General features: G+C 68.3%; 9 protein-coding genes. 3 read left to right on the top strand and 6 right to left on the bottom strand.

Annotated elements, in window-relative coordinates:
• Positions 1–15 precede the first annotated feature (15 nt).
• The 3 genes from CR105_RS08205 to CR105_RS08195 all read left to right on the top strand — a co-directional run bounded on the left by CR105_RS08205 (position 16) and on the right by CR105_RS08195 (position 2,128).
• Positions 16–357, top strand: a complete 342-nt coding sequence (locus CR105_RS08205) for an energy transducer TonB (protein WP_099787966.1) — start codon at positions 16–18, stop codon at positions 355–357.
• 33 nt (positions 358–390) lie between these two features.
• Entirely contained in the window at positions 391–741 is a 351-nt protein-coding gene (locus CR105_RS08200; protein WP_099787965.1) for an energy transducer TonB, read from the top strand.
• 172 nt (positions 742–913) lie between these two features.
• On the top strand, positions 914–2,128 hold the full coding sequence (locus tag CR105_RS08195; protein WP_099787964.1) for an MFS transporter: 1,215 nt from the start codon (positions 914–916) through the stop codon (positions 2,126–2,128).
• A 20-nt stretch (positions 2,129–2,148) separates the two neighbouring features.
• On the opposite strand, the gene CR105_RS08190 is transcribed toward CR105_RS08195, so the two are convergent.
• From CR105_RS08190 to CR105_RS08160, 6 genes are all read right to left on the bottom strand, one after another.
• Positions 2,149–6,306 carry an ATP-binding protein gene (locus tag CR105_RS08190; protein ID WP_099787963.1) on the bottom strand — a complete coding sequence of 1,386 codons (4,158 nt, stop codon included), beginning with the start codon at positions 6,304–6,306 and terminating at the stop codon, positions 2,149–2,151.
• A gap of 832 nt (positions 6,307–7,138) precedes the next feature.
• A complete protein-coding gene (locus CR105_RS08180) occupies positions 7,139–8,242 on the bottom strand; it encodes a glycosyltransferase family 9 protein (RefSeq protein ID WP_099787961.1) in 1,104 nt (367 codons plus the stop codon).
• The gene (locus CR105_RS08175; RefSeq protein WP_099787960.1) at positions 8,239–8,805 is read right to left on the bottom strand and encodes a D-glycero-alpha-D-manno-heptose-1,7-bisphosphate 7-phosphatase; all 567 of its coding nucleotides are present in this window, start codon (positions 8,803–8,805) and stop codon (positions 8,239–8,241) included. Before CR105_RS08175 ends, CR105_RS08180 begins: the two co-directional genes overlap by 4 nt.
• A complete protein-coding gene (locus CR105_RS08170) occupies positions 8,802–9,542 on the bottom strand; it encodes an SDR family oxidoreductase (RefSeq protein WP_099787959.1) in 741 nt (246 codons plus the stop codon). Before CR105_RS08170 ends, CR105_RS08175 begins: the two co-directional genes overlap by 4 nt.
• Before the next feature lie 2 nt (positions 9,543–9,544).
• On the bottom strand, positions 9,545–10,816 hold the full coding sequence (locus CR105_RS08165; RefSeq protein ID WP_180288148.1) for a glycosyltransferase: 1,272 nt from the start codon (positions 10,814–10,816) through the stop codon (positions 9,545–9,547).
• 68 nt (positions 10,817–10,884) lie between these two features.
• Positions 10,885–11,832, bottom strand: coding sequence for a glycosyltransferase (locus tag CR105_RS08160; RefSeq protein WP_099787958.1), 948 nt, complete (start codon positions 11,830–11,832; stop codon positions 10,885–10,887).
• Position 11,833 lies beyond the last annotated feature (1 nt).

The raw sequence follows: 11,833 nt of genomic DNA, 5'->3' as shown, positions 1-11,833 counted from the left end.
AATGGAAATCGCATCATGAACAAGTGCTCAATCAGTCTCATCGCAGCAATGTTGTTGTCGGCAGCAGCTGGCAGCGCCTTCGCGGCAGACGTCGCCGCTACCTTCGACTCCAAGACCTGCAAGGCCGAGTATCCAAAAGCGTCGTTGATGAACGAAGAAGAAGGCAACGTGCAAGTGGCGTTCCTGGTGTCGACCGACGGCACCGTGGTCGATTCGAAGATCGAAAGGACCAGCGGCCACAAGAACCTCGACAAGGCCGCCGTCAAGGGCCTGAGCGCCTGCAAATTCAAACCGGGTACCAAGGACGGCGCCCCGGCGCAGACCTGGGCCAAGGTCGACTACGTCTGGAAGCTGTAATCGTTTAGCGTTTCAACTTTTTGGGGAAATGGTATGTCTACAAATTCGCGTTATCTGAGTATCCTCGCTGCCGTGCTGATGTCCAGTATGACCGTCGCTGTAGTGGCCGCTGAAGTGTCGGCGGTCTTCGATCCGAAGACCTGCAAGGCCGAGTATCCAAAAGCGTCGCTGATGAACGAGGAGCAGGGCACCGTGTCGATGTCGTTCCTGGTGGCGTCGGACGGTTCGGTGACGGAGTCGAAACTGGACAAGACCAGCGGCTTCAAGAACCTCGACAAGGCGGCGATGAAATCGATCAGCGCCTGCAAGTTCAAGCCGGGCACCAAGGACGGCTCGCCGGCGCAGACCTGGGCCAAGGTCGACTATGCCTGGAAGCTCGATTAGGCGGTAGACATACGACCCCGGCAGGCCGCCTGCGCCGCCGGGGTTTTTTCTTGCCATCGAACCGCCCGCAGCAGCTCGCTGCGCGGCAATTTGCGTCGCCGGAACGTTCTGCCGGGCAGGCGAGCGCGATTCTTTCGTATACGCCACGCGCGCCCTTCCGTATATTCGCCGCATGACTTCCGTTCTCCTGATTGCCGCGGCCTGCCTGCTGGCATTGTTCTCGACCATCGGCGCCTCGTTGCCATATCCGATCCTGGCGCCGCTGTTTGCCGCCGGCACTGCCACCGACCTGAACAACTTTCTCGCCCTGCCGCCCAAGCTGCTGCTGGGTATTGCGCTGGCGATCAATCCACTCGGCATGATGCTCGGTTCGGCCTTGCTCGGTCCCTTGTCGGACCGCTACGGCCGCCGCCCGGTGCTGCTCATCACCGCCCTCGGCGGCGCCGCCGGCCACGCGCTCGCCGCACTGGCGCTGCTGGCCGAGTCGTATCCGCTGTTCCTGGTGGCGCGCTTCGGCACCGGCCTGTTCCAGGGCAACGGCTCGGTGGCGCGCGCGCTGCTGGCCGACAAGCTCGAAGGCGATCTGCGCATCCGCGCCTTTTCATGGCTGAACGGCGCCTTCTACATGGGCTGGCTGGCAGGACCGCTGATGGCCGGCGTCACTGTCGGCTGGGGCATCACGGTGCCGTTCTGGGTGGCGGTGGGCATGCTGTCGCTGATGGCCCTGCTGGTGGCGGCGGTGCTGCCGCGCGAGGCGCCGTCGACGGCGACGACGTCGTGGTGGCACGTTGCCCGCAACCAGCATTCGTTCGACCTGCTGCGTTACCCGGAGATGCGCGTGCTGTTCATCGTGCAGCTGGCCTATACCTGCGGCGTGACGGCGTTCTACGAGTTCTATCCCTTGTGGCTGGTGGAGGTTGCCGGCTATGACGCGCGCGGCATTGCCTGGACCACGGCCGGGCTGTGCGCGTTGATGACCGTTACCTCGCTCGTGTTCGCCGGCGGCCCGGCCAGCGTGGCGCCGCTGCGGCGCGCCGCCTGGTACGCGTTCGGCGTGGCCGGCGCGGTGGCGCTGGTCGCCGCCGGCAACTTCTGGATTGGCATGGGGGCGATCATCCTGTTTGGCATCCCGAATGCGTTTTACAACGCCATCATGCCTGGCTGGTGCGCCGAGCGCTTCGGCAGCTACGGGCAGGGCGCGGTGATGGGGCTGCTGTCGACCATCTTCTGCCTGGCCAACATCCTGATGGCGCTGGCTGGCGCGGTGCTGACCCTGGTCGACACCCGGCTGGTGCTGCTGCTCGGCGCGCTGCTGTCGGCCTGGGCCGGCTGGCGGCTGCGCGGCTGGAGCGTGCGCCTGGCGGCGCCGGCGGCCGCCAGCGGCTGATCAACATTGCCCCTGCGCGTCTAGGTAGAGCCCGGCGGCGGTGCCACCTCGCGCAGCAGCCGTTCCACGCTGGGCAGGTCGGCCGGCTTGGTGAGATGGGCGTCGAAGCCGGCCGCCCGCGTGCGCTCGCGGTCGCGCTCGGTTCCCCAGCCGGTCAGCGCCACCAGCGTGGCATTCGCCATGCCGTCGATCGTTCGCAGCGCCGGGGCGATGTCGAGGCCGCTCTGGTCGGGCAAACCGATGTCGAGAAACACCAGTTGTGGGTGCACGCTCGCGGCCGCCGCCAGCGCGCCGGCGCCGTCGTGCGCCAGGGTGACCGCGTGACCGCGCATTTCGAGCAGGGCGCCCAGCATTTGCGCGGCGTCGACGTTGTCGTCGACCACCAGCACGCGCAAGGCGCCGGCGCCGGTCGCCGCAGTCGCTGCCGGCGCGGGAGCCGATGGCGACGGCACCGCTGGCGCCACCTCGTCGAGCGGCAGGCAGACCGTGAAGCGGCTGCCTTGGCCGGCGCCGCCGCTGGCCACCTCGACCGTGCCGCCATGCAGTTCGACCAGCCGCCGGACCAGGTTCAGGCCGACGCCGAGGCCACCACGCGACATGTTGTGGCTGCGATGGGCCTGGGCGTACATATCGAAGACTGCCGGCAGCATGGCGGCATCGATGCCGATGCCGTTGTCGGTCACCGAGATGGCGATGCTGTTTGCGCGGACCCGCGCCTCAAGCGCGATGCGCCCGCCCGGCGGCGTATATTTGGCCGCATTGTTGACCAGGTTGCTGAGCACCTGCGTAAGGCGGTGGCGGTCGACGTGCAGCGTCAGCGCGGCGGGCAGGCGCCGCTCCAGGGTATGACCGCCGGCATCGATCAGCGGCATGCTGATCTCGATGGCATCGCCGACAACTTGCTCGAGCGACACCGATTCGCGCTTCAGCACGATTTTTCCCTCCGACAAGCGCGCCATGTCGAGCAGGTCCTCGAGCAAGTGGGCCATGTGATCGATCTGGCGCCGCATTGTCGCCTGCACCATCCCGGTGGAGGCCGTCGCCGGCATCATCCGCATCAGGTCTAGGCCAGTGCGGATCGGCGCCAGCGGATTGCGCAGTTCGTGCGCCAGCGTGGACAGGAATTCGCTTTGCATGCGGTTCTTTTCGCGCAGCTCGTCGGCCAGGCGCCGCAGTTCATGCTCGGCAATCTTGTGGCTGGTGATGTCGAGGCTGACGCCGTCGAAGCGCACCGGCTGGCCGTCGGCGCCGAGGTCGCACCAGCCGATCGCGCGCAGCCAGCGCTGGTCGGCCGCGCTGCGGTACTCCAGGTCGAACGCGGCGCCGCGGTGCTGGGCGAGCGCGAGCGCGCTGCCGAAGCGGGCGCGGTCGGCGTCGCTGACGGCTGCCCGCAGCGCCGCCGGCGTGGCGTCGCGCAGATGGCCCAGGCCCATTTGCGCGGCCAGCTGCTCGTTGAGGTGGTAGTTGTGGAACGGCGCATCGGCGTACCACACGCCGATGTCGGCGGCACGGGTGACGTGGTCGAGACGCTGCTTGAGCATGGTGCGCGCATGGATGTCGACGCTGGTGCCGACGTAGCCTGCCGACCTGCCATCGTCGTCGCTGCGCGGGCTGGCCGACGCCACGAACCAGCGGTAGGCGCCGTCGTGGCGGCGCAGCCGGTAGTCGAACGAGAACGGCGCGTGCATTGTCAGGGCGTTGTGGAACAGGTCACTGACCCGCTCGCTGTCGTCCGGATGCACGTTGCGCAGCCAGCGCAGCCCCAGGTCCCGCGCGGCGCTGCGGCCGGTGTAGTCCCACCAGCGCTGGCTGAAATAGGTGCAGGCGCCGTCGGCGTCGATGGTCCACAGCATCACCGGCGCCAGGTCGACCAGCGAACGGAAATAATGTTCGCGCATTTCCAGCGCCTCGCGCTGCAGGCGGCGCTCGCGGCCCATCGCCAGCTGGCGCTGCACGCGCGCCAGCAGTTCGGTGGCGGCAAACGGCTTGACCATGTAGTCGTCGGCGCCGGCCTGCAAGCCTTCGACCTTGGCTTCTTCGCCGGCGCGCGCCGATAGCAGCATCACCGGCAGCGCGCCGAGCGCCGGGTCGGCGCGAATGCGCGCAATCAGGCCGAAGCCGTCGAGCCGCGGCATCATCACGTCGCTCACCAGCAGATCGACCGGCTGGCGCTGCAACAGCGCGAACGCGGCTTCGCCGTCGGCGCACACGCTGACCTCGGCGTGCGGCTCGAGCAGCGCCTTCAGGTAGGCGCGCATATCGTGATTGTCGTCGGCGATCAGGACGCGCGGCAGCGCCCGCGCCGGCGCGCTGGCGGCGCCGGTCGCCGCCGCCGGGGAGTCGTCCGGCAGCCAGCGCAGCGCTTCCTCGACGAAAGCGGCGCCCGTGGTGCCGGCGCCGGCCGGCTCGGCGTCGGCGTCAGGCTGGCTCAGCCGTTCCGCCGGCAGGTGGGCGTGGCCGAACGGGATGTCGACGTCGAAGCGGCTGCCCACTCCCAGTTCGCTGTGCACGCTGATGGTGCCGCCGTGCAGGCGCACCAGTTCCTCGATCAGCGCCAGGCCAATGCCAGTGCCTTCGTAGGTGCGTCCCGGCGTGCCCTCGATACGGTGGAAACGCTCGAAAACGCTGGCCAATTCGTCGGCGGCGATGCCGCTGCCGGTGTCTTGCACCGACAGCCGGGCCAGCTCGCCATGCTGCGCCAGCGTCACAGTCACGCTGCCCTGCAGGGTGAACTTGAAGGCGTTCGACAGCAAATTGAAGACGATCTTTTCCCACATGTCGCGGTCGACATACACGGGCCGGTCGAGCTGTTGCAGCGCGATCCGGTAGCCGAGCCCGCCTTGTTTCATTGCCGATTCGAACACGCCTGTGAGCTCGGCGGTCAGGCGCGCGAGGTCGAGCGGCGCGTAGGTCGCCTGCACGCGGCCAGCCTCGATGCGCGAAAAGTCCAGCAGCGAATTGACCAGCTTGAGCAGGCGCAGGGCGTTGCGGCGGGTCAGTTCGAGGCGGCGCTGCTGGGCCGGGCCGAGCGGCTCAGTCTGGTCGGCCAGAGCGTCCTCGAGCGGGCCGAGGATCAGCGTCAGCGGTGTGCGAAATTCGTGCGAGACGTTGGAAAAGAAGGCCGTCTTGGCGCGGTCGATCTGGGCCAGCTCTTCGGCGCGGCGCTGTTCTTGCTCGTAGGCGATCACGTTGCCGACCGCGGTATTGATCGTCGCGCCCAGCAGTTCGTAGAAGTGTCGGTAATCGGCGTCGAGCGCGCGCGCCGCGCTCACGCCGGCCACCACAAAGCCGTACAGATCCTGCAGGCCCGGCACCAGGATCGGCAGCACCAGGGCCGCATCGGGCGCGTTGTCGTACGGGCCGCAGCGCGCGGCGGCGAAGCGGGCCGCGAGGCCGTCGACCTGCCGCGCGGCGCGCGCATCCATGGCGCGGGCAAACGGCCAGCAGGCGTCGTTAAGGTCCGTCAGCGCCGGCGCCAGCGACGGGTGCGCGTCGAGGCCGGCGCCGCCGCGCAGCAGCAAATGGCCGCTGTGCGGCTCGAGCTGATAGAGCAGCACGAAGGGCAGGTCGAGCGCCATGCTGGCGTAGTGGGCCTCGAGGTCGCGGCCGACGTCGCCGATGCTGCGGCTATCGGCGATGGCGGCGGTAAGGTCGCGCAGGCATTGGCTGCGGCGCGCGTTCAGCACCGCCGAGGTCGCTTCAGTGATGGGGTGAAAGATGCCGCCCACGTCGCCCGACTCGTCGCGGATGGGCGAGAACGAGAACGTCATGAACGCTTCCTCGAGATAGCCGTGGCGGTCGAGGAACATGCGCTGGTCGCGGATGTAGGCGCCTTCGCCCTTATGCGCGCGGTCGAAGGCGGCGCCGACCACCGGCAAGGCGCTGGCCCAGATTTCCTTGAACGGCGCGCCCATCGAGCGCGGATGCAGTTCGCCGCAGATCGGGCGGTAGGCGTCGTTGTAGAGCTGGATGTCGTGCGGCCCCCATGCCACCAGGATCGGAAAGGTCGACGACATGCACAGGCTGACGGAGGTGCGCAGACTCTGCGGCCAGTCCTGGAGTGGCCCCAGCGGTGTGCGTGACCAGTCCATCGAACGGATCAGCGCGCCCATCTCGCCGCCGCCGCCAAGCCAGCTCAGGTCGTGCGTGTCGGGGGCGTGCGGTGGCGTCTGGGACATGGATGCGTTGGCAATCGAATGGTTTGGGCAGCGTAGCAATATTGTATTACAGCCAAGGGTTTGGCGCACGGACGCCACAATCGGACGTTGGCTCATGTGCTGCATATGCGCGGATCGGTGGCCGCCTTCTCGATCTGCCATTGGGGGGATGGCGGGCGGCTCGTCCGTGATTGCAGCGCCATTGCTGATCACCGACGCTGCTAATCACCCTGCCGTTCTTGGGTGCTGTCAGGCGACTGTTTGGTCAGCATCCTAAGAACAAAGTCGCCGCCATCACCCGCAGGCAGTCATCAGCTTCCGCACATCCGCCTTGACCACAGTGTCATGCACGCTCGCCGCCACGGCCGCTGCCATTACGGCCGCGCGTACGCCTCGTGAACGTCGCCATTGGTAATGTCATACCGCCAACCTCCACGCTCTGTTGTGCACGACTTGCACCGGTACTCGGATCTCCCAATCAATGCCAGCAGGTCGTCATCGCGGCCAGCCGCATACATCGCTAAGGCACGCGCTCGGCGCCCTGAAATGTCCATCTTCTCCACTGCGCGCAGTGCTTTCGCAACGTCGTCAACGTTGGCGACAGACAGTCGGCCCAGTTGGACGCAATTTCCGCCGTCGAGTACAGCGCTCCGCAGTACGCGGCGAGAGATGAGATAGGGCACATTGTTTTCCTGAGGGGCGTCCCACAATCGGCCTGCCTATTTCTCGCGCACCGTTCGGCTGACATCGGCCTTCGCGATCATTGGGATGAGCGTCTCGATGGCACGGTCGGCCGCAGAACCAATGCCGCCAGAACTGCTGTCAGCCTGCTCGATTGCCGCCGCCAGCTTCTCTAGAAACGGCCCGGCGCCTTGCGCAACTGCTGTGCAGGCGAGTCGAGCAGGCTGCACACGGCGTCGGCGACGTCGTCCGGATCGACCCTTGCCAGGCAGTCATGATGGCCTTGCGGGCACACGCTCTTGTAGCAGAAGCGGCAGGCAACGTCGTGGAACAGCAGCCGGTGTTCGACGTGCCACGGGGTGTGCTGCGGATTGGTCAGCGCATACAGGTCGACCAGCGGCGTGCCGAGCGCGGCGGCCATGTGGGCCGGCCCGGTATTGTTCGACACCATCACCGACGCCAGGCTGATCGCGGCGCCCAGTTCGCCCAGATCGACCTGGCCGGCCAGCGACTGCACCGGCACGCCGCAGCCGGCACGGATCTGCTCGATCAATGCCAGTTCTTCGCCACTTCCGCTCAGCACCAAGGCGCCCGCGCCGCGCGCTGCCAGCGCGCGGATCGCCGCGCTCCATTTGTCGGCCGGGTAGCGCCGCGACGGCGCGCTGGCGCCGGGATGGAGCAAGATCCAGCGGCTGCGCACATCGATACCGGCGGCATCGAGCCGGCCGCGCATCGCATCGATGTCGCGCTCGCGCACGCGAAACGACAGCGGGCCGTCACCGCCGCGGCAGCCGATGGCGCCGACCAGGTCAAGCTGGCGGCGCACTTCATGGCGCACCGTCGCGTCCGGCTCCGGGTCGGCCACCCAGTCGGTCAGCAACTGGTAGGGATTCTCGCGGCAGTGGGCCAACCGCAGCGGGATGCCCGCCAGATAGCACAGCATGGCCGCCGGTAGCGCGCTCTGGCTGTACGACGTGAAGATGACGGCGCCGTCGAAGCGCTCGGCGGCGAGCGCCTCGGCGCAGGCGGCGTCGGTCGACGGCGCGTGCACGGCGCTGCTTTTCATCCACGGCGCCTGGTAGGCGATGACGGCATCGAGCTCGTCGATGAAGGGCGCGGCGGCGGCGCCGCTGTGCGAAGTGAGCAGGGTCAGGCGGCGCCCTGGGCAGGCATGCCGCAACGTACGCATTGCCGGCGTACACATCAGCACGTCGCCGAGGGCGTCGAGCCGCACGCACAATATGTTGCGCGCGCCGTCCCAGCCAGGCGCGCTCATCGGCGCGCCCCGTGCGCGGCGGCGATCAGTTGCGCCGCGCCATCGAGGTCGGGCGCCGTGTGGGTCGGCGTGCGCTGCGGGCCGGGCAGCCATTCGGTCTCGTGGCCTTTGTCGAGCAGCACGCTGCGGCAGCCGGCGCGATTCCCCGCTTCGACGTCGTGCAGGATGTCGCCGATCATCCACGACGCGCCCAGGTCGATGCCGTGCTCGCGCGCGGCCTGCAGCAGCATGCCAGGCTGCGGCTTGCGGCAGGCGCAATGGCGGGCGTAGCGCGCCAGCGCCGCGCTCGGGTGGTGCGGGCAATAATAAAAGCCCGTCAGTGACAGGCGCTCGCGCGACAGCAATTGCGCCAGGCGCGCGCCGACCGCCACCATCGCCTCTTCGCCGAAGCGGCCGTTGCCGATACCGTCCTGGTTGCTGACGACGAACAGCCGGTAACCGAGCGCGGTCAGCAGGCGCAGCGCCGGGCCGGCGCCGCTGCACAAGGTCATGCGCTGCGGCTCGACGTTGTAGGCAATGTCGTCGATCAAGGTGCCGTCCTTGTCGAGGAAAATGGCATTCATGGCCAGGATGTTTCGCGCATCGGCAGCACGGTGATTTCGGCAACGACGCTCTCTTGCGGCAACAGCAGCACCGAGCGGATGGCGTTGGCGACCGTCAATGGATCCTGCAAGATGGCGGCATCGAGGTCGGGGAAGCGGTCGAGCAGGAACGGCGTACGCATGCCGCCGGCAATCACCGCGGTGACCTTGATGCCGTGCGCGCGCAGTTCGGCGTGCAGCGCGTGCGACAGGCCCAGCAGGCCCCACTTGCTGGCGTGGTAGGCGCTGGCGTTGGGCCAGGCGCGCTTGGCGGCGGTGGAGGCGACGTTGACGATGTGGCCGGCGCCGCTGCGCCGCATGTGCGCCGCGGCGTGCTTGGCGAGCACGAAAGGACCGTTCAGGTTGGTGTTGATGACGCGCAGCCATTGCTCGGTCGTCAGCTCGGCGATCGGCAGTGTGACGTCGGTGCCGGCGTTGTTGACCAGTACGTCGATGGTGCCGAAGGTATCGACCGCCTCCTCGATGGCGCGCGCCGCCGCGGCCGGGTCGCCGACGTCGAAGCCGATCGCATGGGGTCGCCCGCCATGGGCGCCGATCAGGGCGGCGGTGGCGGCGGCGCCTGCGCCGTCGATGTCGCCAAGTACGATATTGGCGCCATCGGCGGCAAGCAGGCCGGCCAGCGCGGCGCCCAGGCCGCTGGCGGCACCGGTGATGAAGATGCTCTGCTCGCGCAGCGTGGGTTGGTTGGTCGTCGGCATGCTCACTCCTGGCTGGAAAGGTTGGGGATGGCGCGCGCGGCGGCGTCGGCCAGCGCGGCGGCGTAAATGGCAACGGACTGCTCGGCGACGCTGCGCCAGGTGTAGTGCTGGTACGCGCGGCGCAGCCCGCACTCGCCCATGACGTGCGCCAGTGCCGGATTGTCGTGCAGCACCGTGAGGCGCCGCGCCACCGCCTGCGGGTCGCGCGGCGCCACCAGGAAGCCGGTCTCGCCGTCGACCACGGTGCTCTTGATGCCGCCGACGTTGGCGCCGACTACGGGCCGGGCGCATGCCATCGCTTCGACCGGCGTGATGCCGAATGGCTCGTACCATGGCGTGGTGACGAAGACATCGGCGGCGCTGTAGTAGTAGCGCAACTGGTCGCGTTCCTTGCGGCCGGTGAAGGTGACGTGTTCGGCCACGCCGAGGCCGGCGGCCAGTGCGCGCAGGCGCGCCCCTTCGTCGGTGCTGGCGTCGGCCTGCGGGTCCGGCCCGCCGCCGACGACCAGCAATTCGGCGTCGATGGCGTGGCGGCCGCGCAGCAGGGCCAGCGCGCGGATGACGTTGTCGACGCCCTTGCGCGGTACCATGCGGCCCAGCTGCAGCACGATGAACTTGTCCGGCGCCAGGCCAAGCGTGCCGCGCGCGACGCCGGCCGGCAACGGCCACAGTTCGCGCGGATCGAACCCGCATGGCGCCAGCGCGATACGCTCGGGCGGCGCGCCATACAGCTGCTGCATGTCGTGACGGTCCTGCGGGCACTCGGCGATGATGCGGTCCGCTTCGCGCATCAACGCCGTCTCGATCGCCAGCCGCGCCGGCGGGAAGGCATCGGCGGCCCCTTGCGCCAGCCGGCGCACGTGGCCAAGCGCATGGAAGGTGATCACGAAGGGGATGCCGAGGGCCTGCTTGAGATGGCGCGCGACCATGCCGGACATGAAGAAATTGGCGTGCACGATGTCGTACGGGGCGCCCTGGCGGCGCGCGAAGCGGGTCACGAAACGCGCGAACGCGTCCATGTGCGACAGCATTTGTTCTTTCGGGATGAAGTGGGCCGGGCCGGCCGGCACGTGGATGACGCGGATGTTGTCGCTCCAGTGCACCAGCTGGCGCTGGCCGACGGCGTCGCGGCGGGTGAAGATGTCGACCAGGTAGCCGCTGCGCGCCAGTTCGCGCGCCAGGCAGCCGACATAGACATTCTGGCCGCCGCTGTCGATGCTGCCGGGCGGCGCCAGTGGCGACGCATGCTCGCTGACGATGGCGATGCGGCGCAGCGCCGGCCGGCGCTGGGCGGAGACAAGAAAGGTATCGTCCGGTGCCACGTTGACTCCCTGCGGTTGGATCACGCGCTGCAGACGTGGCGCAAAGCGGCGTCCCAGTCAGCGCTGAAGCGTTCGATGCCGAAGCGTTCGCGCGCGCGGCGTTGCGCGCGCTCGCCAAGCTGGCGCGCCAGCCCGGGGTCGTGCACCAGCTCGTGCATCGCCGCCAGCAGCGGCGCCAGGTCGGTGTCGATGAAGCCGGATTTTCCATTGTCGATGACGGTCGCCATTTCGGCCGTCGCCAGCGCGACCACCGGCAGGCCAACCATCATCGCTTCGATCACCGCCAGCCCGAGGCTGGTGTAGCGGATCGGATTGAACAGGAAACGGTAGCGCGCGGCAAACGCCGGCAGCGCGGCGTGTTCGATCTCGCCCAGCCCGCCCAGCGTTTCAGCTTCCATGCCGACCAGCTCGAGCGGAACCTCGGCGCGCGCCGCGCAGAAGACGTCGGCGCCGAGCCTGCGGCCGCGCCGCGCCAGGTGGTTGATGACCACCAGCCCGCGCGCCAGGTCGCCGCGGTAGGCGACGCCGGGCGGGATACGCACGCCGTGCTCGATGACGCGCACGGGCGTACGGCGGTTGTCCCACATCAGCGCGTTGAAATGGGTGACGTGCACCAGCAGCGTGTTGGCGTCGTCGACCGGATGCGGCGTGTCGGTCGGATGCACGCGCGGTGGATCGTGTTCGATGTAGATGCGCGGCAGCGCGCGCTGCGCCGCGCTCAGGTACGCATGCTGGTCGTGCTCGAACTGCTGCCATTGCTGAAACACGATGCAGTCGAACTGGTGCTCGCGAACCTGCTCGAGCGGCATGTCGTGTACGTTGTCGCCCCACGGAATGTGGCCGCAGCGCCCGCCATATCCGGGCGGGCGGTCCGGTCTGGACAGCACGTAGAAATTGTGCGGCGCCTGGCTCAGGTAATACAGGTAGCTGCCATGGGTGTGCCAGGTGAGGACATTGAGTGGGCGCATG

This window comes from Massilia eurypsychrophila (genome assembly GCF_002760655.1).
In the GTDB taxonomy this organism is placed as follows: Bacteria; Pseudomonadota; Gammaproteobacteria; order Burkholderiales; family Burkholderiaceae_D; genus JAFCUW01.
Note: the sequence above shows the minus strand (reverse complement) of the source record. Positions and strands in the feature narration are given on the sequence as shown.